Here is a 22,768-nt window from a genome sequence, read left to right on the forward strand (position 1 = left end):
TTAGATAAAGTCGTCAGACTCGGCGTCCGGATCGATCGGCACCCCGTATTCCTGTTTCGACGTGCGGATGCCGATGGCCGATCGAACATGCGCGACATTCGGCGCCGCCGTCAACTGGCTGGTCAGGAATCGGTTATAGCTGTCCAGATCGCGGGCGACGACCTTCAACAGGAAATCCGTATCGCCCTGCAGCATGTGGCATTCGCGGACCAGCGGCCATGTCTTGGCCAGATCTTCGAACTTCCGAAGATCGGTTTCGGCCTGACTGTCCAACCCGACAAAGGCGAAGACGGTGACGTCGAAGCCCATCATCTCGCCATCGACATCGGCGTGATAGCCGCGGATGAAGCCCGCTTCCTCCAGCGCGCGGACGCGGCGCAGGCAGGGCGGGGCGGAAATGCCGGCCCGTTTCGCCAAGTCGACATTGGTGATCCGGCCGTCATCCTGCAAATCGCGCAGAATCTTCTTATCGATCTTGTCCAGCTTCGCGCGCCGCATTCCCGTGCTTCCCGTGTTCAACGCCGACAATCGACTGTCGGCGGATCGTCCATCTTATATGCCAGCAATTACCGCCTCCACCTGTTACACGCAATAATATTATACTGAATTGCCGGATTATGGGAAAATCCGTGGCCGCCCGCCCGCCAACTTGCCGGACCGCACAGACGCATGCATAACCCGCCCATGCAACGCAGCGCCCCACGACACGAAGAATCCGCGACCTGTTGGGTGATGACCGACGGGCGGGCCGGAAACCTGTCTTCCGCCCGGGGACTGGCGGAAGTGTTGGGTTTGCCGTTCTCGATCAAGACGATCCGCTTGCGCCGCCCCTGGATATGGTTGCCGCCGTCCCTGTCGCCGCCCGGTATCTTGGGCGCGGAACTGGAGGACGGATCGCCCCTCGCCCCGCCCTGGCCGGATCTAATCATCACCTGCGGACGCCGGGCGATCGGTCCTGCGCTGGAAATCAAACGGCGCAGCGGCGGCCATACGAAATGCGTGCATATCCAGCACCCGCGCCTGGACCCCGCCCGTTTCGACCTTGTCGCGGTGCCCGCCCATGACCGCCTGACCGGCGCGACCGTCGAGGTGACAACCGGTTCCGTGCACGGCATCACGCGGGCGCGGCTGAACCGGGAAGCCGATTTATGGCGGGACCGGCTATCGCATCTTCCCACGCCACGCGTCGCGGTCCTGATCGGCGGCAGCAACAGCGCCTATCGTCTGGATGCGGAAACGGGACGGAACATCGGGGCGATGCTGCGCGACATGGCGAAGGCGACCGGCACCGGTCTGATGGTCACCGGATCGCGCCGCACCGATCCGGACGCATTCAAGGCCGTCCGCAACGCGCTGGCAGATGTTCCGGCCGAAATCTGGTCGGGAGACGGCGACAATCCCTATTTCGGGTATCTTGGCCTTGCGGACCGTGTCATCGTCACCGGCGACTCGGTTAATATGGTGTCCGAAGCGGCCGCAACGGAAAAGCCGGTTTCGGTGATCCGCCTGCCGGTCGTCGGACGGGCGGATAAGTTCGAACGCTTTCACCGCGCGATGGAAGATGCCGGTGCCGCCCGGTCTTTCGACGGCACCCTGGCGGATTGGGATCATCGCCCGTTGACGGATACGGCGCGCGTGGCGGAACGGGTAAAAGCTCTGCTTTCCGATTGAGATGAAAGAATTTTCATCGATTTTCGGGAACCGAGTGCCTATCTAGGGCGGACATGACGGTAGGATATTACGATGGCGATGGATTGGGATAGATTGCGGATCTTTCACGCCGTGGCGGAAGCGGGCAGCTTCACGCATGCGGGCGAGAAACTGAATCTGAGCCAATCCGCCATCTCTCGGCAGATTTCCGCGCTGGAAGAAAGCGTGCGCGTACCCCTGTTCCATCGTCATGCGCGCGGCCTGTTGCTGACCGAACAGGGCGAAATGCTCTACCGCACGGTGAAGGACGTATTCCATAAACTCAGCATGGCCGAAGCACGGTTGGCGGAAACCAAGGATCGCCCGTCGGGGCCGCTGAAGGTCACGACGACCATGGCCTTCGGGTCGACCTGGTTGACGCCGCAGATCAAGGAATTCATCGATCTGTTCCCGGAAGTCGAGGTCACGCTGCTGCTGTCCGACGAGGAATTGGATTTGGGCATGCGGCAGGCCGATGTCGCGATCCGTATGTCTCCCCCCCGGCAGCCGGACCTGATCCAGCGTCCGCTGATGAGCGTGAAGCACCTGATTTACGGCAGCCCCGACTATTTCGCGCGGCGCGGAAAACCGGAGACGCCATCCGACCTGGACCACCACGATCTCGTGGTCTTCGGGGAAGAAGCGCCGCTGCCGTCCAAGACGATCAACTGGCTGTTGGAAGTGGGCGCGCGTCCGGAAACGCCGCGCCGCCCGATCCTGCGCGTCAACAATGTCTACGGCATTTACCGCGCCGTCCGGTCGGGCCTGGGTCTCGCCGCGCTACCGGAATTCATGCAGCCGGAACAGACGAAACTGGAACCCGTGCTGACCGATCTGGACGGGCCGGTGACCCAGGCTTATTTCGTCTATCCGGAGGAATTGCGGCATTCGAAGCGGATCACGGTGTTCCGGGACTTCCTGTTGCGGAAGGTCGCGGAACATAATTTCTAGCCGCTCCCCCTCGGTTTTCGGGGCTTCGCGACGAAAATTCCAAAGCTTGTTGCCTCAAACGTACAAGACATTGGCGTAAGGGTGGCCTAATTCTCTTGGCCAATCGTAACCTAAGGGGTTCCCGCGCATGTCGACCGCCGACCGCAATGCCTTTTTCGTCCTGATCGGGGGATTCGTTCTCCTTGCCGTCAGTTTCGGGGCGCGAACGTCCTTCGGCGTTTTCCTGCCCAGCATGTCGGTCGAAACCGGCTTCGACATCGCGATGCTGTCCTGGGTCCTCGCCGTGCAGAACATCGTCTGGGGCGCGGCGCAGCCTTTCGCGGGCCGCCTGTCCGACCGGTACGGCGCAGCGCCGGTTCTTTTCGCGGGCGGGATTCTCTATGCCCTGGGGCTGGCGATGACGGCCTTCGCGCATGATTATCTGGTCCTGGGCGTCTCCGTCGGTCTGGTGCTGGGGTTTGCCCAATCGGCGATTGGCTTCCCGGTCGTGCTCGGCGCGCTGGGCCGCACCGCATCGGACAAGAATCGGGGGATTATCCTGGGCATCGCCACCGCGGGCGGCAGCTTCGGGCAATTGGTCTTTTCCCCCCTCAGCCAATCCTTCCTGAAGGATTACGGTCTGGTGGATTCCTTCCTGATCCTGGCGGCGCTGTGTCTGGTCGCGGCCTGTCTTGCGATCTTCGTCCGGCGCGAAACGAAACCGACGGCGGAACAGCGCGCCGAAGTCGCGGCGCATCCTGGTCAGTCCCTACGCGAAGTTCTGTCCCGCGCGCTGCGGGACCGCAGCTTCGTTCTGCTGACCGCCGGTTTCTTCGTCTGCGGCTTCCACCTGGCCTTCATCACCTTCCACCTGCCCAATTTCGCCGTGGTCTGCGGCTTGTCCGCCGCCGCCGGGGTGACCGGTCTGGCGGTGATCGGTGCCTTCAACATCGTCGGCACCATCGCGGCGGGTCAGATGGGCGGCAAGTTCCGCCCGAAATACCCGCTGTCGGCGATCTATGCGCTTCGCGGTCTGGCGGCGCTGGCGCTGCTGTTCGTGCCGGTGACGGAATGGGTCCTGCTGGTTTTCAGCGCCGTCATGGGCTTGCTGTGGCTGTCCACCGTGCCGCTGACCAGCCTGACCGTCGCGAAGCTGCACGGGCCGACCAATGTCGGCATGCTGTTCGGCATCGTCTTCTTCAGCCATCAGGTCGGCAGTTTCGTCGGTCTGATCATGGCCGGGGAATTCTATGAGATGTTCGGCAATTACGACGCCATGTGGATCGCCAGCGCCGTCCTGGGATTCTTCGCCGCCGTCGTCCACCTGCCGATCGAGGACAACCGGAAGCTCGTGCCGTTACCGATTCGAAGTTGAGAATTGGAACAACAAAACAAATTCAACATATTCCTAGCTTAGCGGTGCCGTACAGAAATTTAGGGAAATGTTGATTTTCTGATATAATTCAGTATTATAAAGCACTGATAGCGTAGCTCTTTTGGAAGGAGCCACGCTATCAACTCTTACTCCGTTTGGACGGGAGCAGGGGTAATGGTCCTAATGACCACCTACCTATAATCTACTGGTGGTTTGCCAGACCAACGCTACCTCCTTTCTTCTAAACGTTCTAACGAGCGCTCTTGTTGCAACCAGTTCGCTCGTCACTCGTAATCAGACGCCGACCCCTCCTTCGGGGTCGGCGTTTGCTCGCCAGGACAGCTGACAACAATCCGTCCCTTTGTCTTTGACAAAAGCTTAAAAATACTCGCAGCCGCCCTTAGCCATTCTGCTTGGTCTTCAACTGGCCATGACATGAACTCTTCGGAAGCAGGGAGCTCATCGAGCAATCCTTGCACAAAAGGATGATACTGCCGGTCTACGCTATCACTTCCCGTGTTGCTCTCATCACCACTGTTGTGGCGCACAGTGTCAGTATTGTCTTCTTCCTTCACCGGACGCACTGCAGGTTTTACAAAGCGACCTGTTGTGGGGTCGATGAACTGAGCGATGCTGGCTGATTTTTGAAATACCTGCCTTGCGCGCTCTTTCTGTTTTTCCGGGACCCCTAGTTCAACAACCTGTCTTTCAAGCGCCGCTGGAGGAGGCAAGTTGTACCCATTATTCTTTTCATACATCGCAGCAAACAAAGGGACCTTCATAAACGCGTCAACTCGCGCTGCGGCACGTCGGTTTGCGTCGACGACATCACGTCCCGAGGACGTAATAGTAATAACGCCAGAACCGCGGTCTGATTCAATAAAGCCGAACATACGCGCCGCTGAAAGTCGGGACCGAAACGTGCCGCCATTCGCGGACTGATCCATCCAGCCTGCCAGCTGCGCAGTTTCAGCCGTTCCCCCCCCTCGATCAACAAGAGTCCGAGCGAGCTCTTCCGCTTGACCGATGTCCGTGTACGGAAACTCGATTTGCGTCCGACTGCGGTGCTTCATTGCCGCACCTGCATTCTGTGCGCCATCTACATCGGTCGGGTTTACCGTGTTTTCCATCGCCTTATTCCTTTTGCTCTCCTTGAGAGACGACAAATTAATACACGGATTTATTCGTCATTCAACAAGTTTTTTCTTGTTGTGTAACGCGAGCTCGCAGACACCCCCTCTCCCCTCCCCCTCCCCCTCCCCTTAAGGCAGAACAAAAAACCCCCGCCGATCCCGGCGGGGGTTTTGCTTTACGCGATAGACTGACCGGGGCGATTAGATGCCGCCCAACAGCATGTATTTCATCTCGCAGAACTCATCCAAACCGTATTTGGACCCTTCGCGGCCCAGACCGGATTCCTTGACCCCGCCGAATGGCGCGATCTCGGTCGACAGGATACCGGTGTTCAGCGCGACCATGCCGTATTCCAGCGCTTCCGAAACGCGCCAGACACGACCAATGTCGCGGGCATAGAAATAGGAAGCGAGGCCGAATTCCGTGTCGTTCGCCATGGCGATGACTTCGTCTTCTTCCTTGAAGCGGAACAGCGGGGCCAGCGGACCGAAGGTTTCGTCCTTGGACACCATCATGTCCTGGGTCACGTTGGCGATGACCGTCGGTTCGTAGAAGGAGCCGCCCAATTCGTGACGCTTCCCGCCGGAAATGACGCTGGCACCCTTGGACGTCGCATCGGCCAGATGCTCCTCCACCTTGTCCACGGCGGCCATGTCGATCAGCGGACCGATGACCACGCCGTCCTCGACGCCGTTGCCGATCTTCATTTGCGCGACCTTGGCGGCCAGTTTCTTGGCGAATTCGTCATAGACGCCGTCCTGGACGTAAATGCGGTTCGCGCAGACGCAGGTCTGACCGGCATTGCGGAACTTGCAGACGATGGCCCCTTCGACCGCGGCGTCGACATCCGCGTCGTCGAAGACGATGAACGGTGCGTTGCCGCCCAGTTCCATCGACACCTTTTTCACCGTGTCGGCGCATTGCTTGATCAGCACCTTGCCGATTTCCGTCGACCCGGTGAAGGACAGTTTGCGCACGATCGGGTTCGACGTCATTTCGCCGCCGATGGCCCCCGCCGATCCGGTCACGATGGACAGCACCCCCTTCGGCACGCCCGCGCGTTCGGCCAGGACGGCCAGCGCCAGGGCCGACAGCGGCGTCTGGGAGGCCGGTTTGGCAACGGCCGGGCACCCGGCGGCCAGCGCCGGACCGGCCTTGCGGGTGATCATGGCGATCGGGAAATTCCACGGCGTGATGAAGGCGGTGACGCCGATCGGCTGTTTGATCACGACGATCCGCTTGTCCGCCTGATGCTGCGGAATGACGTCGCCATACATCCGCTTGGCCTCTTCCGCGAACCATTCCAGGAAGGACGCGCCATAGGCGACTTCGCCCTTCGCTTCCGTCAGGGGTTTGCCCTGTTCGCTGGTCATGATCAGCGCCAGATCGTCGGCGTTTTCGAGCATCAGTTCGAACCAGCGCCGCAGGATCGCCGCACGGTCCTTCGCCAACATGGACCGCCAGGCGGGCCAGGCCTCATTCGCGGCCTCGATCGCGCGGCGCGTTTCGGCGGCGCCCATTTTCGGCACGGTTGCGATGATTTCGCCGGTCGCGGGGTTGTTGACGTCGATCGTTTCGCCGCTATCGGCATCGACCCATTCGCCGTTGATAAAGCCCTGCTGACGCAGCAGCGTCGGGTCCTTCAAGGTCAGTCCGGAATTCTTGATCTGGTTCATCGAATGACACCCTTTCCGCCGCCCTGTCCTGCGAATGACATCCCGCGCGGGCAGCCGTTGTTCGTAAGGATGGAATCGGTAGCGCGCCGGGCCGCACGAGGCAAGGCCCGTCCCCTATCCCTAAGGGGATAACGGTTATTCCGCCGCAGCGTAGACCGGATAATCCAGATAGTATTCCGCTTCCTCGGTATAAATCGACCCGGTATGGGCCAGGAAGCTGGAATACAGGACGAAGCGGTCCGCCTCGAAGGTGAGTTTCCGGGAAAGGCGCCGTTCCGCGACGAAGCGTTCCGCCGCATCGATGCTGGTCGTCTTCAACCGTGCCAGCGTCACATGCGGATGGAACTTCCGACTCTCCGGTTGAAGGCCGCAGCGCACCGCCGCGGATTCGACCTTGCGCTGAAGATGCATCAGCGCGTCGTCTTTGCGGGCCTGTGCGTAAATCGCGGCGGGACGGCGTTTGTTGCCGAACCAGCCGAGACCGTCCAGGGTCACGTCAAATCCCGGGGCGATGATTCTGGACAGGGTATGCGCCAGGTCCTCGGCGAGGCCGAAATCGACCTCACCGACAAACCGTAGCGTCAAATGGAAGTTTTCGGGATCCGTCCAGCGGGCACCGGGGAGGCCGTTCTGCAGACCGACCAGCTCTTGCCGGACGGAAAGCGGCACGGGTAGGGCGACGAAGAGCCGTATCATGGCGCGCCTCCACTAGATATGGGGCCGGGAGTGACCCCACCCCCTTAATACCCGATTGGCGTTTCCTTGTGAACAGTTTCGATATCGGCCAGCACATCGTCGCTGAGCGTCATGTCGCCGGTCGCGATATTGCTCTTCAACTGATCCATCGTCCGCGCGCCGATGATGTTCGACGTCACGAAGGATTGCATGTTCACGAAGGTATTCGCCATCTGCGCCGGGTCGAGACCGTGCTTCTTGGCGATATCCACGTATTTCACGGTTTCGGCCTGGGCCCGCGCGCTCATATACCGCGGGAAATAGTCGCCGAATTTCGTCATCCGCGCGCCTTCCGGGCGGGCCCCGCCGATGTATTTTCCGGACAGAACGCCCATCGCCAGCGGCGAATAGGCCAAAAGCCCCGCGCCGGTTCGGCAGGATACTTCCGCCATCGCATATTCGTACCCGCGCATCAGCAGGTTATAGGGGTTTTGCACCGACACGACGCGCGGCAGGCCGTGCTGTTCCGCGAGGCGCAGGAATTCCATGGTGCCCCAGGCCGTTTCGTTGGACAGCGCGACATACCGCACCTTCCCCGCATCGACCAATTCACCCAGCGCGCGCAGGGTTTCTTCCAGCGCGATACCGTCGCGTTCCGGCATATGCTTGTAGTTCATTTCGCCGAAGGTGGTCGTCGTGCGCTCCGGCCAATGCAGTTGATAGACGTCGATATAATCCGTCTTCAACCGCTTCAGGCTGTTGTCGCAGGCTTCCAGTACGGACGCGCGGTCCAGGCGGGTTTCCCCGTCATGCAGATGCGGACGAACCCAGGGCAGACGCCGCGCCCGGCCCGCGATCTTCGACGCCAGAATGACCTCCGACCGGCGGCCCGTCTTTTCGAACCACGTCCCGATGATTTCTTCCGTCCGGCCATAGGTTTCGGCCATGGGCGGCACCGGGTACATTTCCGCCGTATCCCAGAAGTTCACGCCCTGATCCAGCGCGCAATCCATCTGCTCGTGGCCTTCGGCTTCCGTATTCTGTTGACCCCAGGTCATGGTCCCCAGGCAGATCACACTGACATCCAGCCCGGTATGGCCGAGTTTATTGTATTTCATCTTTGGGCATCCTTTAGAGAAAGACGGTGAGTACACCGGTATAGGCATAGAGACGGTCCCGACAGAATTCGCCCTGGGCGAAGAATCCCGTCAGGGGGAAGGAACCGAGGACATCCTCGATCAACTGGGTTTCGCGCGCCGGATCACTGAACTGATTCGGGCCGCGCGCGGCACAGGAAACGTATAACCCGCCGCGAATTGGCCGTTCCCCAATGCGGGATTTCAGGTTTTCCAGCATCCGCTTCATATCCATCACCGCCGTATCCGGGTCGCGGCGGCAGAACAGGATTTTCGACCCCGGCCCGATATGCGCGCCGATGGCCAGCGCCTTATTCTCCGGATCAATGGCGACGAGATTGCGCACCGTATAATCCGATTGGTCGCTGCCTTCCACCGGCAGGGCGGCGAAGATATAGCCCGCGCAGCGCCGCAGGTCCCGTGCCAGGACGTCGCCGATATCCTCCTTGAAGACGTCCAGCGCCGGTTCTCCATCGATTTCCAGCAGCACATTGTCCGCCCCGGCGGTGATGGTCCGAACCGGCCCGATCGGACTGCAACCCTGACTGAGCGCCGTCTGCAGCGGGATTTTTTCCATCGACAGCAGGGCGCCGCTCAATCCCTTACCGTCCGGCCCGTCGGCGATCTGGCTGCCGGGTCCTTCCGCCGCGCTGAGGCCGCCGATCAGGAATCCGTCCGTTTCCTGGACGACATCTTCCATGAGGCTGAGCAACAGCTCATTCCCCGAATCGCCATGCGCCAGCACGACGGGCGGCACGCCGCCCGACATCCAATCCGCGTGGGTTTCGGTGATCCGATCCGTATCGCCGACAACACCCGAAAAGATGCGGAAGGAATCTTCCGGGAAGGGGCATAGCATGACGGACAATCCCGGCACGCCGTAGGATTCGCCATAGGCCCCGTCATCCCCGGCATCCGTCAGGGCCGGACCGACCGTGCCCAGGCCGACCGCGCCGATCCAGTGCCGCACGCCGGTCGCTTGACGCAGCAGGATTTCGATTTGCGCCGCATGCGGCGCGTAGGGCGGGGTCATATAGACCATGCCCAGCCGATGTTCAGGCCCTGCATCCTTCAAGACCGGCAGGATCGCGCCGACGGCGTCCTGCCAGGTTTCGCCGGTAGCCTGGGCGGCCAGAAAGTCCGATGAAACGGTCATTGCGCCTCCAGCGCCTCGATCACCGACGGCAGGATACGATCGACGATGACATCGACGCCCTTGGCATTCGGATGCATGCCGTCGCCCTGATTCAGGGACGGATCCGCCGCAACACCGTCCAGAAAGAACGGATAGAAAAAGACGTCATAGCGTTCCGCCAGCGATGGGAAGACGGCGTTGAACGCCTCCCCGTATTCCCGGCCCAGATTCGGCGGCGCCATCATCCCGGTCAGCAGGACCGGCACATCCGACGCCTGCGCCTTTTCGATGATCGCGGCCAGATTGGCCTCCGTCTCCTCCGGTGGCAGGCCGCGCAGCCCGTCATTCGCGCCCAGTTCCAGCAGCAACAGGTCCGGTTTTTCCGCGAACAGCCAATCGACACGGTTGAGCCCGCCCTTGCTGGTATCGCCGGACACGCCGCCATTCGTAACCGTGACCGCATGCCCCGCGGCATTCAGCGCCTGTTCCAGACGAACGGGAAAACTGTCGGCGTTGTCCAACCCGTAACCGGCGGTCAGGCTGTCCCCCAACGCGAGGATCAAGGCATCCGCCCGCGCCGCGCTTACAGACAGCCCGGAAAGGATTAGACCGACCAGCGCAAACGCCAGTTTCCGCACCGCAACATTGAACGCGGCGCGGGACGGGCCATATAGGCAGAAGGCCGGAAAGTCGAACAGGGACCGGAGTGGATACCGCATGGCGCCTCTAACTAGCGTTGAATCGAAGACGTCAGGAAGCACATCGCCTTCTTTCCCTGGCGGGAAATCCGCGATGATCGAACTCCGCGATGTCCATCTAACACTTGGGTCCTTGGCCGGAGAGGTCAACATCCTGCGCGGAATCAATTTGACCGTGGGAAAGGGTGAGACCGTCAGTGTGGTCGGACCGTCCGGTTCGGGCAAGACCTCGATGTTGATGATCGTCGCCGGACTGGAACGTGCCTCCAGCGGGCAGGTCACCATCGGCGGCATCGATTTCGGCACGTTGAACGAGGACGGACTCGCCACGTTCCGCCGGGACAATATGGGAATCGTGTTTCAGAGCTTCCATCTGATCCCCACCATGACGGCGGTCGAAAACGTCGCCGTGCCGCTGGAACTCGCCGGACGGCGCGATGCGCTGGACCGTGCGGCGGCGGCATTGGAAAAAGTCGGGCTGGGCGCGCGGTTGCGCCATTATCCCGGGCAATTGTCCGGCGGCGAACAGCAACGCGTCGCCCTCGCCCGCGCCTTCGCCGTCGAACCGCATCTGATTCTGGCCGACGAACCGACCGGGAATCTGGACGCGGATACGGGGGCGCAGATCATCGACCTGCTCTTCTCCCTCGCGCGCGATCACGGCACAACCCTGATGCTGATTACACACGATAAGGATTTAGCCCAGGCCTGCGACCGGACCGTTGAAATGCGGGACGGCCACTTGAGCGTCAACGACGCCCGAGAGGCCGCCGAATGACGGGTCCGGCCGCGTTATTCGCCCGCCGGGAATTGCGCGGCGGGTTGAAGGGATTTCGGATTTTCGTCGCCTGTCTGGCACTGGGCGTCGCCGCCATTGCCGGGGTGGGGTCCCTCGCTTCCGCCATCGAGGCGGGGTTGAAGGCCGACGGTCGCACCCTGTTGGGCGGGGATGTCGATATCCGATTGATCCACCGCCCGGCCACCGAAGACCAAGTCGCCTATCTGCGCCGGAATTCGGACGGGGTGTCCGCCATCGTACAGATGCGCGCCATGGCCATTCGCGCGGATGGGGAAGCCCGGCGGCTGATCGAATTGAAAGCCGTCGACAATGCCTATCCGCTGACCGGCACCTTCGAAACGCCGGACGGCGTCGGGCTGGGCGATCTGGCGCAAAAGGACGGGCACTGGGGCCTGATTGCCGCCCCGAACCTCGTCGACCGACTGGCGCTGTCCCCCGGCGACAAGGTCAGGATCGGCGAAGAAACCTTCGATTTCCGCACCACTTACACGACCGAACCGGATAAGAGCACTCAGGCTTTCGAATTAGGGCCGCGCGTCTTCATCGCATTGGACGCCCTGGCGGGTACGGAATTGGAGCAGCCGGGCAGCCTGATCCGCTACCATTATCGCGTCGTACTGCCGCCGGGCACCGATATCGCGGCCTGGACGGAGGCGTTGAACGCCGCCTTCCCGGATGCCGGATGGCGGGTGCGCGCCCTGGACGACGCCGCGCCGAATATCCAGACCTTCGTCGATCGGGTCGGCCTGTTCCTGACCCTGGTCGGATTGACGGCCCTGCTGGTCGGCGGCGTCGGGGTCGGCAATTCCGTGCGGGCCTTCCTGGCGCAGCGCACGGCGACCATCGCGACGTTGAAATGTCTGGGCGCACCGACGCGCACGATCTTCGCCACCTATCTGATTCAAGTCGCGGTTCTGGCCCTTGCCGGGATCGTGATCGGGTTGATCATCGGTGGGGTGGGTCCGGCCCTGATCACACCGCTGCTGGCCGATAAACTGCCGGTCGAGGCCCGCGCCGGATTCTATCCCGCGCCGCTGATCCTCGCCGCCGCTTTCGGCTTCCTGACGACGCTGGTCTTCGCGTTGTGGCCTCTGGCGAAGGCCAGTTCCGTCCCGGCGGCGACCTTGTTCCGCGATCTGCTGAACCCCGTGACGGCCCGCCCCGGCCCGCGCATGACGATTGCGCTGATCCTTGCCGTAGCGGCCCTGGCGGGATTGGCGGTGTTCAGTGCCGACCGGCCCCTGGTCGCGCTGGCCTTCACCGCCGGATCGGTCGGCACCTTGCTGGCCTTCCGCGCGGCGGCGTCGGGGGCCATGGCCCTGGCACGGCGCCTGCCCCGCCCCCGCAACATCCGTGTCGCGCTGGCGCTGACCAACCTCTACCGGCCCGGCGCGCCGACAGGCTCTGTCGTTGTCTCCCTGGGCTTGGGCCTGACGGTGTTGATCGCCGTCGCCATGGTGGAAGGCAACCTGTCCCGTCAGGTGCAGGAAACCTTCCGGGGGGAAGCGCCCGGTTACTTCTTCATCGATATTCAGCCGGACCAGATCGACGGTTTCCGCGCCACGATGGACAATTTCGACGGGCTGGACCGCTACAATACCGTGCCGATGCTGCGCGGCCGGATCACGAAACTGGCGGGCGTACCGGTTGAGGAAATCACGCCCGATCCCGACGTCGCCTGGATTCTGCGCGGCGACCGGGGCATTACCTGGTCGCGCACCCCGCCCGAAAGCGGCAGCGAGGTCGTCGCCGGCAACTGGTGGCCCGAAGACTATTCCGACACGTCCCGCACTTTGGTCAGTTTCGACGCCAATGCCGCCGAATTGCTGGGCCTCAAGGTCGGGGATACGATCACGGTCAATTTGCTGGGCCGGGAGATCGTGGCTGAAATCGCCAATCTGCGGGAAATCGACTGGACCTCGCTGGGTATCAATTTCGTCATGGTGTTCTCGCCGGGCCTGATCGAAAGCGCCCCGCAGATGTATTTGGCGACGGCGCATTTGGACCCGGACCGGGAGGTCGCGCTGGAAAAAGCCGTGACGGATCAGTTCCCCAATGTTTCCGCCATCCGCGTGAAGGAGGTTCTGGAAGGGGTCGACAAGATCCTGAAAGACCTCGCCACCGCCGTGACCGCCATCGCCGCCATTGCCATCGTCGCGGGCATCCTGGTTCTGGCCGGGGCCGTCGCGGCGGGCCACAGCCGCCGGATTTACGAATCCGTCGTCCTGAAGGTTCTGGGCGCGACGCGGCGCGACGTCCTGATCGCCTATCTGCTGGAATTCGGCCTGTTGGGCCTGACGACGGCAATGATCGCGGGACTGGTAGGCGGGTTGGCGGCCTTCGTCGTCATCGAAGAAGTGATGGAGGCCGATTGGATTTTCGTGCCCGAAGCCGCGCTGATCACCGTGGCGGTCGCGCTGGCCGCCACTCTGACTTTCGGATTTGCCGGGACTTGGTCGGCCCTGGGCAAGAAAGCGGCCCCGCTTTTGCGCAACGAATAATCCATTGAAATTGATAACGACTATCCCAATATAGGGTCCGGAAAACCGTCCCATCAAGACGGACCACGGATTAACCACGGGAAGAAAGGGGCACCAGACGATGGCTCTCAATCCGAACCGGTATGCTTCGGCCACCGTCGATACGGCAGAGTTCGACGCAGGTTTGCGGTCTTACATGCTGCGCGTTTACAATTATATGGCCTTGGGCGTCGCCCTGACCGGAGCGATCGTTCTGTTCATGGCCGCCAATCCGGCGATCATGGTTCAGGTCGCCGTCGGCCCGATGAAATGGGTGCTGTTCCTGGGCGTGCTGGGCATGGGTTGGTTCGCGCCGCGCATGATCACGATGCAGTCCAATATGGGGGCCCAGGCCTTCTATTGGATTTATTGCGCGCTTTGGGGTGCGATGATTTCCCCGATGGTCGCCTACTTCCTGCAAACGACGGAAGGCACCTGGGACGTCGCCCGCGCCTTCTTCATCACATCGGGCATGTTTGCCGGCGCCAGCTTCTTCGGCTATGTGACGAAAAAGGATCTAAGCGGTTTCGGCCGGTTCTTCCTGATGGCCACGATCGGCCTGATCATCGCGATGGTCGTGAACATCTTCGTCGGCTCCAGCATGTTCTCCCTGGGCATTTCCGCCCTGGTCGTCCTGGTCTTCGCGGGCATGACCGCCTACGAAACGCAGATGATCAAGAACATGTACGCGGAAAACCTCGGCCACACCGCGATCGGGCGTTACGCTCTGTTCGGTGCGCTGATCCTGTACGGAAGCTTCATCACGATGTTCATCCACATCCTGAGCATCCTCGGCATCATGCGCAGCGAATAATCGCCGCCGCACTTGCTGAAAAAGTTGACCGCCCGGCCTCACCGCCGGGCGGTTTTCTTTTGGCGCTAGACCCAGGTACTCGGGCCGGGAATTTCGCCGATGGTCTTCGCATTATCCGACCCCAGCGGCGTCTGGCACATTTCCAGATGCAGCAACCCGCCCGTTTTATAGGGATGGGCCTTGATCACAGCCTCGTCGATTTCGATACCCAGGCCCGGTTCCGTGGGGGCCGGGATGAAGCCGTGTTCCCATTTCAGGGATTTCTTCAGCACCTTCGCGTGGAAATCCGTCAGGATCGTTTCCAGGATCAGGAAATTCGGACTGGAAAAGGCCAGATGCGTCGCCGCCGCGTGGGCGATGGGTCCGCAATAGATATGCGGGGCAATCTGGGCGTTGAAGACCTCCGCCAGGACCGCGATCTTCTTGGTTTCCCAGATACCGCCGCTGCGCCCGATATCCGGCTGCAGGATGGCGACGCCCGCCTTCAAGGCCTCGTGGAATTCGATCTTGGTCGTCAGGCGCTCGCCGGTCGAGACCGGAATGGACGTCGCCGCCGCGACCTTGCCGATCCCCGCCATCTGATCCGGCGGGCACGGCTCCTCCAGCCAGAGGGGATCGAACTTCTCCAGCCGCTTCGCCAGCCGAATGGCCGACGATGTCGTCATCTGTCCATGGGTGCCGACCAGGATATCAGCACGGTCACCGATCGCCTCCCGGATTGCCTTGAATACCGCCTCGCTGCGGTTCAATTCGTGTAAGGACAGCTCCCGCCCGCCCTGGAAGCTATAGGGTCCCGCCGGGTCTTCCTTGACCGCGGTGAAGCCCATTTCGACATAGTTCACCGCCGCTTCGGCCGCCGCCTCCGGGTCGTGATAGACATCGCCCTCCCCGCTGCCGATCCAGGTCCAATGCGGCGGGCACAGGCTCTTCGGGTACAGATAGCTGTAGGTGCGGATGCGATCGTGGAACCGCCCGCCGATCAGGTCGCAGACCGGACGGCCATGCGCCTTGCCCAGGATATCCCAGACGGCGATTTCGATACCGCTGAACACGCCCATCATGGTGACGTCCGGACGCTGCGTGAACCCGGCGGAATAGACGCGGCGGAACAGGGTTTCGACGCGGTGTGGATCGGTTCCGGCAAAGAAGCGTTCGAACGTGTCTTCCACCATCCGGCAGGCGATGTCGCCCGACACGGGAATGCCGTAGCATTCGCCGACCCCCGTGATCCCGTTATCCGTCGTCACCTTCACGATGACCCAGAACGACCCGCCGATCCCTGTCGGCGGGACCGTCACGAAGGTTTCTATGTCTTTGAGTTTCATTCGAACGCGCTCCCCGATACGATTTCCGTGCAGACTAGAGTAAGAGCACACGATTCGAAACGGATAGACGGAAAACGACATGCGCTGGCGTGGAATAAACCATGTGGAATTTTCGGTCCTGAAATATGAGGACTCCATCGCCTTCTACGACCGGATGTTCGGCTGGTTGGGATATACAAGCTTCTGGACCCTCGATATCGGATACCGATCCACCTATTACATGGCCCGCTTCCCCATGCCGCACAGCTATATCGGGTTTCAGCCCGCGCAGTCCGGCGAAAAGCTGGATCATGGCGCGCGCGCCGTGGGCATTCACCACACCGCCCTCTGGGCCAAGAGCCGACGGGAAGTCGATGCCTTTCACGACGACTTCCTGATCCCGAACGGGGTGTCGGTCACGGAAGCGCCTGCCGAATACGCGGTCTATTCGCCCGGCTACTATGCCGTATTCTTCGACGATCCGATCAACGGCATTCATTGGGAACTGGCGCATATCCCCCGGATTCCCTCCCCGCCGGCCTATCTGCGCTGGAAGCGCGCCTTGCGAAAAGCAGCGGCGGAAGGCGGTCAATCGCCGGACGATTTCATGCGCCCGCTTCCGGGAAAGCGCGACTAGCGTTCCGGGGCATTTCCCGTACCGGCACGGACCGCCGACAAAGATTGCAAGACGGGGGCTTGCGCCCTATTTTGCGCGGCATTCGCGCGCCCGACCGTGTAAGAGGCCGCCGCAATAGGAACCGTTCCCGACATGACCGATCAGAGCCGTATTCGTAACTTCTCCATCATCGCGCATATCGACCATGGCAAGTCGACCCTGGCCGACCGCCTGATTCAGCGCTGCGGCGGGCTGACCGACCGCGAGATGAAGCAGCAGGTGCTCGATTCCATGGATATCGAGCGCGAACGCGGCATCACGATCAAGGCGCAGACCGTGCGCCTGATCTACAAGGCCAAGGACGGCGTCGAATACACGCTGAACCTGATGGACACGCCCGGCCATGTCGACTTCTCCTACGAGGTCAGCCGGTCGCTCGCGGCCTGCGAAGGCGCGATCCTGGTCGTCGATGCCAGCCAGGGCGTGGAGGCGCAGACGCTGGCCAACGTCTATCTGGCGCTGGACAACGATCTGGAAATCGTCCCGGTCCTGAACAAGATCGACCTGCCCGCCGCCGAACCGGAACGCATCAAGCGTCAGGTCGAAGACGTGATCGGCCTGGATTGCAGCGACGCGCTGGAAATCTCCGCCAAGACCGGCATCGGCATCGACGAATTGCTGGAAGCCTTGGTCACCCGCCTGCCCTCACCGCCGGTGAAGGACCCGTCCGACACGTTGCGCGCCATGCTGGTCGATAGCTGGTACGACGCCTATCTGGGCGTCGTCATCCTGATCCGCGTCATGGACGGCACGATCAAGAAGGGTCAGAAGGTCCGCTTCATGGCGACCGGCGTCGCGCATGAAGTCGACCGTGTCGGCATCTTCACGCCCAAGGGTGTGATGGTGAACGAATTGGGGCCGGGCGAAATGGGCTTCATCACCGCAGGGATCAAGGCGGTGTCCGACTGTAAGGTCGGGGATACGATTACCGACGAACGCAAGCCCGCCCTGGAACCGCTGGAAGGGTTCAAGCCGACGGTGCCGGTCGTCTTCTGCGGCTTGTTCCCCGTCGACGCCTCCGATTTCGAGGCACTGCGCGACGCCATGGGCAAGCTGGCGCTCAACGATTCCAGCTTCCATGCGGAAATGGAAACCTCGGCGGCGCTCGGTTTCGGCTTCCGCTGCGGCTTCCTGGGGCTGCTGCATCTGGAAATCATTCAGGAACGCCTGTCGCGCGAATACGATCTGGACCTGATCTCCACCGCGCCGTCCGTCGTCTATAAGATCAAGCTGAATAACGGCGAGACGATCGACCTGCACAACCCGGCGGACTTCCCCGACGTCACCTATATCGACACGATCCAGGAACCCTGGATCAAGGCGACGATCATGGTGCCGGACGACTATCTGGGCCCGGTCCTGACGCTCTGCACGGAAAAGCGCGGCGAACAGCGCGACCTGACCTATGTCGGCAACCGCGCCATGGTGGTCTACGACCTGCCGCTGAACGAAGTCGTCTTCGACTTCTACGACCGCCTGAAATCGGTCAGCCGGGGCTATGCCTCCTTCGACTACGAACTCACCGAATATCGCGAAGGCGATTTGGTGAAAGTATCGATCCTGATCAACGGCGACCCGGTCGATGCGCTGGCCATGATCGTGCACCGCAGTCAGGCCGAATATCGCGGCCGTCATATCTGCGGCCGCCTGAAGGACCTGATCCCGCGTCAGCTTTTCAAGGTCGCCCTGCAGGCCGCGATCGGCGGCAAGGTGATCGCCCGCGAAACGCTGGGCGCCCTGCGCAAGGACGTGACCGCCAAATGCTATGGCGGGGACATCACGCGAAAACGCAAGCTTCTGGAAAAGCAGAAGGAAGGCAAAAAGCGGATGCGGCAATTCGGCAAGGTCGAAATCCCGCAATCCGCCTTCCTGGAAGCGCTCAAAATGGGCGACAACTGATCGCGCGTTTCGTGTACTCTTCCGTCATTCGTAAGGGGGGGTGTACAGATGACGAAGACTGCATCGACTTCCGTCGTGACGGGCCGTTGCTATTGCGGGAAAACCACCCTGCGCTCGGCCGTGCCGCCGAAGACTGTCGCCTATTGCCATTGTGAGGATTGCCGGCGCGTGACCGGGGCGCCGGTCGCCGCCTTTGCCGCCTTCGAGGAAGGAACCGTGACCGTTTCCCCGGATGAAGGCCGCCGCGTCTCCGTATCGCCCGGCGTGACGCGGACATTTTGCGATGCCTGCGGCTCTCCCCTGACGGGGCGATACGACTATCTGCCGGGAACGGTCTATATCGCGCTCGGGATTTTGGATCAGGCCGCGGATCTCGCCCCGCGCCTCCATGCGCATGCGGCGGCGTGCCTGCCATGGTTGAGAATCGAAGACGATCTGCATCGGGACAACGGATCGGCGCGGGATCGGCTGTCCGACCAAACGGGTTAGTGTTGCTTCAAGCCGCCCCGGCGACGCCGACGACGCCCCAGATAGACAAACAACCCGCCGATGATCAGGCAGACGATCACGCCCCACAGCGACGCCTCCCAGGCCGGACGTTGCAGATAGGGAAGAACGGCGTCCCGCCAAACCCCCGGAACCATCAGATAGCGCGATACGATGACTTCCGCATTATTCAGGCTCGTATGGTGCTGCTCGAACCAGACCACGCCCGCCGGCTTTCCCCCATTCCCGCTGAGCCAGACATAGAGACCGTTCCCCGCGAAAACGACGGCGATAAGGAGGAATAACCTGCCCAGGCCGCGGAGCAGCGCCATACGGGACCTCTCGAATTAGTCGGTGGGTAAAGGACCAAACGTGTCGCGGACCCTAACATGATTTTTTACCATGTCCAAAGCGGTGTGGGCGGCCGTTCCCGGCCCCTCATTTTTTGCTGTTTCAGGCCTTGCCGAGGGGGAGTCACTCGGTTATGTTCCGCCGCCTTTTGAAGGATGGGACACCGATCCCACCCGTGCTGGAGAGATGGCCGAGCGGTTTAAGGCGCACGACTGGAAATCGTGTTGGGGTGGAAGCCCCTCGGGGGTTCGAATCCCCCTCTCTCCGCCAGTTCCCCCGTAATCGTACATTATATGGCGATGGATAATCAGAGGCCGTCCTGTCGAGATCGCGCGCTTTTTTTGCCCCAACTGCCTTAAATATAGGAAAGAAGGCGTCCAGAAATCTAGGTGCTATTCTTTAGTCCGATATGGAGATTGGAACGCGGGTCGTTTGGTAGTTCTCTATTAATCAGAATATCTAGGAATCCTGCAAAAATTCACTTTGTAAGACATGTACGTTTTGCTGTAGCGTTTTAGAAAAAGCAACCGGAAGGAATCATTTTTCGAAGTGGCATAGTCTATGTCTGTGAGGGGCATAGTAAGACTGTCTTTCGTAGGATAAGGGTAATGGCCGAACTGAAGAAAGAAGTGCTGTCGTCCACGGTCAACAAGGTACTCGATGAGTACCTGTCCGCGTTGCATGCGGACGAAGAGATTGATGACGAATCTGCAAATCGGCTCGATGAACTCTTGCGAAAGGGCAAGGCTCCTAAATTCGAAGAAATTGACTCGGTACTGTTCCCGCCGTCCCAAGGGAACAAGACGTGATCCGCATCAATACCATCCACATCGAGGAGTTTCGCGGTATCCGTGATCTCACCCTTGACTTGGGTGGCAAGAATTTCGGAATTTGCGGCCCAAACGGCACTGGAAAAAGTGGCGTGGTCGATGCCATTGAATTCTGTCTCACAGGTAACCTTACAAGGCTATCGGGGCAGGGGCAGGGTGAGCTCAGCGTGAAAGGTCATGCCCCGCATGTCGATTACCGTGACGATCCTGACAAAGCCAAGGTTACGATTGTTGGAACTGTCCCTTCGCTTAAAAAGGACATCACAATCGCGCGCTCGGTAAAGAACCCACGCGCAGCGAGCATCAAGCCCGCCGATCCAGAACTCCAGACAATAATTCAAGAGTTGCAATCACATCCGGAGTTTGCGCTGTCGCGTCGGGAGATTGCAAAATATATTATAACCCCACCCGCGCAACGGTCCACCGATGTTCAAAATTTGCTGCGTCTTGATCAGATTGGAGACCTACGTAAGTCGCTGCTGAGTTATGCGAACAAATGCAAGCGGGATGCTGACGAAGCCGAGCGTGCACGGGCTCTCGCCGAAACGGAGCTCAAGACCACCCTTAACGTCTCTGATCTTGATCGAGAAAAGGTGCTTCAAAAGGCAAACGCGCAGCGCAGCGTTCTCGATTTACCCACGTTGACGGAGCTAACCCCACAAACGTCTTTCAAAGAAGGCGCTCAGGGACAAGGTAAGGGGGGCAAAAAACCCGGCGTATCGAAAGATGTGGCTCTTGCCGACCTTGCAGCGCTACTCATAGCCGTCCAGTCTGGCGAGCCCGGTGCTGTTAAACAAACGAAGGAAAATGCTCTCGCTTCCTTAAAAAAGCTGAAAGAAGATGAACAGGCGCTTTCGCTCGCAATGGCACACGGCTTCATCACGACGGGTCTTAATTTTGTTACTGAAGATGCCTGCCCCCTTTGCGATAAACCCTGGGACGCAGAGGAGTTGCGCGAGCACCTGAAGGCAAAGCTTTTGAGCGCGGAAGAGACGGACACGTTACTCAAAGAACTAAGCGACGCGCTCAATGAAATTACTGCCCGCGTCGAAGCTCGAATAACAGGGATCCGCAAGGCAGCTAACTGCGCTGCGATGCTTGATCCTGCTGTATCGCGGTTGGAACTGGACGCCTACGCCAACGCTCTTGATAAGACCAAGGCGGCTTTTGAGGCATTCGAAATCGATCCATCGCAGATCGAAAATGTCATTACTGCACTCGAAGGTAATTGGTGGGAAGTTCCAGCCAAAGCGCAGACACGCCTCGATGAGACGCACAAAGGCGTCAAGAGTCTACCTGACAGTTCAGCCAAGGATAAGGCAATTGATTTTCTAGCGGTCCTTCAAGATCGCTACGAAAGGGTACTCGGAACGAGCAGAACGGCCAAGATCCTGGCCGCAAAGAAATCAACGGCTCAAAAAATCTATAACCACTACAGCACTGTTTCCAACAAGGTCCTCGAGGACATCTACGACGCCGTCGCCAAGGAGTTCACCGAGTTTTACAAAGTTATCAATGACGATGAAGGCTCGTTCGTAGGTGAGCTAAAAGCCGAGCCAGCCAAACTCGGATTTAATGTAGATTTCTATGGTCGGGGTACCTTCCCACCTGGTGCCTATCATAGCGAAGGGCATCAGGATGGCATGGGGTTATGCCTTTATCTGGCCCTGATGAAGCACACGCTCAACGATAAGTTTACATTTGCGGTGCTTGATGACGTTCTAATGTCAGTCGACACTGGCCATCGGCGCGAAGTGTGCCGCTTGCTAAAAACAAAATTCCCAAACACGCAATTCGTTCTGACCACTCATGATCGGGTGTGGCTTCAATACATGAAGACCGAGAGTCTAATTCAAAAGGGGCAGTATTTCGGCGGCTGGAAAGTCGAAACGGGGCCACGCATCTGGGATGACTCGGACATTTGGACAGAAATTCAAAACTCGCTCGACGAAAATGATGTGCCGCGCGCTGCTGCGCTGTTACGCCGCTATTTAGAATACATTTCCGCTATCCTGGCCGACAATCTGAGGGCACAAGTCGAGTATCGAGGCGACGCAAGTTATGATCTCGGCGACTTGCTTCCCCCAACTCTTAATCGATGGAAAGACCGTCTGAAAAAGGGCACCCAGTCGGCAAAATACTGGGGACATGCCGAAGTCGAAGCGGCGTTGCTGAAAAAACTAAATGAAGCAGCAACCCTAATTCAGAAGACCAATGCTGAGCAGTGGGCAATTAACAAGTCGGTACATTTTAATACGTGGGAAAATTTCACCGATAAAGAGTTCAAGGAAGTCTCCGATGCCTTCAAGGCGTTGCTCGATCATATTCGCTGTAAAAATCCAAAGTGTAGCGGCTATCCCTATCTAACCCCGCGTAAAGGACCCCCAGAGGTGCTGCGATGCAACTGCGGGACCACCAACATCAACCTCAAAACTCAGTAGCCCACCCCCGCTTCCTCTTCGGATATCTCGCGGCATCCCCCAGACGCACAAAAGCCCGCTATCTCATTGAGACTGCGGGCTAATTGTTTGGTTGCGGGGAGAGGATTTGAACCTCTGACCTTCAGGTTATGAGCCTGACGAGCTACCTGGCTGCTCCACCCCGCGTTATAGGTTTGTGAGGGCGCTGCGACGAGTGTGGTA

At 60.1% G+C, this 22,768-nt stretch carries 20 protein-coding genes and 2 tRNA genes; 12 read left to right on the forward strand and 10 right to left on the reverse strand.

Annotated elements, in window-relative coordinates; all coding sequences use genetic code 11:
• Complete coding sequence (locus HH303_RS05150; protein ID WP_169624095.1) at nt 1–498, reverse strand: Lrp/AsnC family transcriptional regulator; 498 nt, start codon at nt 496–498, stop codon at nt 1–3.
• A gap of 171 nt (nt 499–669) precedes the next feature.
• On the opposite strand from HH303_RS05150, the gene HH303_RS05155 reads away from it, so the two are divergent.
• The 3 genes from HH303_RS05155 to HH303_RS05165 all read left to right on the forward strand — a co-directional run bounded on the left by HH303_RS05155 (nt 670) and on the right by HH303_RS05165 (nt 3,994).
• Nucleotides 670–1,671, forward strand: a complete 1,002-nt coding sequence (locus tag HH303_RS05155) for a mitochondrial fission ELM1 family protein (protein WP_227421522.1) — start codon at nt 670–672, stop codon at nt 1,669–1,671.
• A gap of 78 nt (nt 1,672–1,749) precedes the next feature.
• Complete coding sequence (locus HH303_RS05160; RefSeq protein ID WP_169624193.1) at nt 1,750–2,640, forward strand: LysR family transcriptional regulator; 891 nt, start codon at nt 1,750–1,752, stop codon at nt 2,638–2,640.
• Between the two features lie 127 nt (nt 2,641–2,767).
• Nucleotides 2,768–3,994, forward strand: a complete 1,227-nt coding sequence (locus tag HH303_RS05165; RefSeq protein ID WP_169624096.1) for an MFS transporter — start codon at nt 2,768–2,770, stop codon at nt 3,992–3,994.
• Nucleotides 3,995–4,278: 284 nt separating this feature from the next.
• Here the strand turns inward: HH303_RS05165 and HH303_RS05170 are convergent, their stop codons facing one another.
• The 6 genes from HH303_RS05170 to HH303_RS05195 form a co-directional block, all read right to left on the reverse strand.
• Nucleotides 4,279–5,124: a hypothetical protein gene (locus HH303_RS05170; protein WP_169624097.1), complete on the reverse strand. Its 846-nt coding sequence runs from the start codon at nt 5,122–5,124 to the stop codon at nt 4,279–4,281.
• Between the two features lie 204 nt (nt 5,125–5,328).
• On the reverse strand, nt 5,329–6,804 hold the full coding sequence (gene gabD / locus HH303_RS05175) for an NADP-dependent succinate-semialdehyde dehydrogenase (RefSeq protein ID WP_227421523.1): 1,476 nt from the start codon (nt 6,802–6,804) through the stop codon (nt 5,329–5,331).
• Between the two features lie 135 nt (nt 6,805–6,939).
• Nucleotides 6,940–7,500, reverse strand: coding sequence for an RNA 2',3'-cyclic phosphodiesterase (gene thpR, locus HH303_RS05180; protein WP_169624098.1), 561 nt, complete (start codon nt 7,498–7,500; stop codon nt 6,940–6,942).
• A 44-nt stretch (nt 7,501–7,544) separates the two neighbouring features.
• Entirely contained in the window at nt 7,545–8,597 is a 1,053-nt protein-coding gene (locus tag HH303_RS05185) for an NADP(H)-dependent aldo-keto reductase (RefSeq protein ID WP_169624099.1), read from the reverse strand.
• Between the two features lie 13 nt (nt 8,598–8,610).
• On the reverse strand, nt 8,611–9,771 hold the full coding sequence (locus HH303_RS05190; protein ID WP_169624100.1) for an FIST signal transduction protein: 1,161 nt from the start codon (nt 9,769–9,771) through the stop codon (nt 8,611–8,613).
• The gene (locus tag HH303_RS05195; RefSeq protein WP_169624101.1) at nt 9,768–10,469 is read right to left on the reverse strand and encodes an arylesterase; all 702 of its coding nucleotides are present in this window, start codon (nt 10,467–10,469) and stop codon (nt 9,768–9,770) included. The genes HH303_RS05190 and HH303_RS05195 overlap by 4 nt, the downstream gene beginning before the upstream one ends.
• Nucleotides 10,470–10,542: 73 nt before the next feature.
• Between HH303_RS05195 and HH303_RS05200 the strand changes: the two genes are divergently transcribed.
• The 3 genes from HH303_RS05200 (at nt 10,543) to HH303_RS05210 (ending at nt 14,580) form a co-directional block, all read left to right on the forward strand.
• Entirely contained in the window at nt 10,543–11,226 is a 684-nt protein-coding gene (locus HH303_RS05200) for an ABC transporter ATP-binding protein (RefSeq protein ID WP_227421524.1), read from the forward strand.
• Nucleotides 11,223–13,748, forward strand: a complete 2,526-nt coding sequence (locus HH303_RS05205) for an ABC transporter permease (RefSeq protein ID WP_169624103.1) — start codon at nt 11,223–11,225, stop codon at nt 13,746–13,748. The genes HH303_RS05200 and HH303_RS05205 overlap by 4 nt, the downstream gene beginning before the upstream one ends.
• Before the next feature lie 100 nt (nt 13,749–13,848).
• A complete protein-coding gene (locus tag HH303_RS05210; RefSeq protein WP_169624104.1) occupies nt 13,849–14,580 on the forward strand; it encodes a Bax inhibitor-1/YccA family protein in 732 nt (243 codons plus the stop codon).
• A gap of 65 nt (nt 14,581–14,645) precedes the next feature.
• Here HH303_RS05210 and HH303_RS05215 read toward each other — a convergent pair whose 3' ends face one another.
• The gene (locus HH303_RS05215; protein ID WP_169624105.1) at nt 14,646–15,905 is read right to left on the reverse strand and encodes a mandelate racemase/muconate lactonizing enzyme family protein; all 1,260 of its coding nucleotides are present in this window, start codon (nt 15,903–15,905) and stop codon (nt 14,646–14,648) included.
• A 79-nt stretch (nt 15,906–15,984) separates the two neighbouring features.
• On the opposite strand from HH303_RS05215, the gene HH303_RS05220 reads away from it, so the two are divergent.
• From HH303_RS05220 to HH303_RS05230, 3 genes are all read left to right on the forward strand, one after another.
• Nucleotides 15,985–16,521 carry a VOC family protein gene (locus HH303_RS05220; protein WP_169624106.1) on the forward strand — a complete coding sequence of 179 codons (537 nt, stop codon included), beginning with the start codon at nt 15,985–15,987 and terminating at the stop codon, nt 16,519–16,521.
• 132 nt (nt 16,522–16,653) lie between these two features.
• The gene (gene lepA / locus HH303_RS05225) at nt 16,654–18,459 is read left to right on the forward strand and encodes a translation elongation factor 4 (RefSeq protein ID WP_169624107.1); all 1,806 of its coding nucleotides are present in this window, start codon (nt 16,654–16,656) and stop codon (nt 18,457–18,459) included.
• A 48-nt stretch (nt 18,460–18,507) separates the two neighbouring features.
• Nucleotides 18,508–18,948: a GFA family protein gene (locus tag HH303_RS05230; protein WP_169624108.1), complete on the forward strand. Its 441-nt coding sequence runs from the start codon at nt 18,508–18,510 to the stop codon at nt 18,946–18,948.
• Here HH303_RS05230 and HH303_RS05235 read toward each other — a convergent pair.
• Nucleotides 18,945–19,277: a hypothetical protein gene (locus tag HH303_RS05235; protein WP_169624109.1), complete on the reverse strand. Its 333-nt coding sequence runs from the start codon at nt 19,275–19,277 to the stop codon at nt 18,945–18,947. The genes HH303_RS05230 and HH303_RS05235 overlap by 4 nt on opposite strands.
• 199 nt (nt 19,278–19,476) lie before the next feature.
• On the opposite strand from HH303_RS05235, the gene HH303_RS05240 reads away from it, so the two are divergent.
• The 3 genes from HH303_RS05240 (at nt 19,477) to HH303_RS05250 (ending at nt 22,567) form a co-directional block, all read left to right on the forward strand.
• Nucleotides 19,477–19,566 (forward strand) — tRNA-Ser (locus HH303_RS05240).
• 338 nt (nt 19,567–19,904) lie between these two features.
• A complete protein-coding gene (locus tag HH303_RS05245; RefSeq protein WP_169624110.1) occupies nt 19,905–20,105 on the forward strand; it encodes a hypothetical protein in 201 nt (66 codons plus the stop codon).
• The gene (locus HH303_RS05250) at nt 20,102–22,567 is read left to right on the forward strand and encodes an ATP-binding protein (protein ID WP_169624111.1); all 2,466 of its coding nucleotides are present in this window, start codon (nt 20,102–20,104) and stop codon (nt 22,565–22,567) included. Before HH303_RS05245 ends, HH303_RS05250 begins: the two co-directional genes overlap by 4 nt.
• An 88-nt stretch (nt 22,568–22,655) precedes the next feature.
• On the opposite strand, the gene HH303_RS05255 is transcribed toward HH303_RS05250, so the two are convergent.
• A tRNA-Met gene (locus tag HH303_RS05255) sits at nt 22,656–22,732 on the reverse strand.
• Between the last annotated feature and the right edge of the window lie 36 nt (nt 22,733–22,768).

The organism is Pacificispira spongiicola (genome assembly GCF_012926505.1).
Classification (GTDB): Bacteria; Pseudomonadota; Alphaproteobacteria; order UBA8366; family Aestuariispiraceae; genus Pacificispira; species Pacificispira spongiicola.

Coding starts and splice junctions, on each gene's coding strand:
- HH303_RS05195 (WP_169624101.1), bottom strand. CDS start 10,469: ATGCGGTATCCACTCCGGTCCCTGTTCGACTTTCCGGCCTTCTGCCTA.
- HH303_RS05190 (WP_169624100.1), bottom strand. CDS start 9,771: ATGACCGTTTCATCGGACTTTCTGGCCGCCCAGGCTACCGGCGAAACC.
- HH303_RS05230 (WP_169624108.1), top strand. CDS start 18,508: ATGACGAAGACTGCATCGACTTCCGTCGTGACGGGCCGTTGCTATTGC.
- thpR (WP_169624098.1), bottom strand. CDS start 7,500: ATGATACGGCTCTTCGTCGCCCTACCCGTGCCGCTTTCCGTCCGGCAA.
- HH303_RS05170 (WP_169624097.1), bottom strand. CDS start 5,124: ATGGAAAACACGGTAAACCCGACCGATGTAGATGGCGCACAGAATGCA.
- HH303_RS05160 (WP_169624193.1), top strand. CDS start 1,750: ATGGATTGGGATAGATTGCGGATCTTTCACGCCGTGGCGGAAGCGGGC.
- HH303_RS05165 (WP_169624096.1), top strand. CDS start 2,768: ATGTCGACCGCCGACCGCAATGCCTTTTTCGTCCTGATCGGGGGATTC.
- HH303_RS05210 (WP_169624104.1), top strand. CDS start 13,849: ATGGCTCTCAATCCGAACCGGTATGCTTCGGCCACCGTCGATACGGCA.
- HH303_RS05235 (WP_169624109.1), bottom strand. CDS start 19,277: ATGGCGCTGCTCCGCGGCCTGGGCAGGTTATTCCTCCTTATCGCCGTC.
- HH303_RS05150 (WP_169624095.1), bottom strand. CDS start 498: ATGCGGCGCGCGAAGCTGGACAAGATCGATAAGAAGATTCTGCGCGAT.
- HH303_RS05215 (WP_169624105.1), bottom strand. CDS start 15,905: ATGAAACTCAAAGACATAGAAACCTTCGTGACGGTCCCGCCGACAGGG.
- HH303_RS05245 (WP_169624110.1), top strand. CDS start 19,905: ATGGCCGAACTGAAGAAAGAAGTGCTGTCGTCCACGGTCAACAAGGTA.
- lepA (WP_169624107.1), top strand. CDS start 16,654: ATGACCGATCAGAGCCGTATTCGTAACTTCTCCATCATCGCGCATATC.
- HH303_RS05200 (WP_227421524.1), top strand. CDS start 10,543: ATGATCGAACTCCGCGATGTCCATCTAACACTTGGGTCCTTGGCCGGA.
- HH303_RS05220 (WP_169624106.1), top strand. CDS start 15,985: ATGCGCTGGCGTGGAATAAACCATGTGGAATTTTCGGTCCTGAAATAT.
- HH303_RS05155 (WP_227421522.1), top strand. CDS start 670: ATGCATAACCCGCCCATGCAACGCAGCGCCCCACGACACGAAGAATCC.
- HH303_RS05185 (WP_169624099.1), bottom strand. CDS start 8,597: ATGAAATACAATAAACTCGGCCATACCGGGCTGGATGTCAGTGTGATC.
- gabD (WP_227421523.1), bottom strand. CDS start 6,804: ATGAACCAGATCAAGAATTCCGGACTGACCTTGAAGGACCCGACGCTG.
- HH303_RS05205 (WP_169624103.1), top strand. CDS start 11,223: ATGACGGGTCCGGCCGCGTTATTCGCCCGCCGGGAATTGCGCGGCGGG.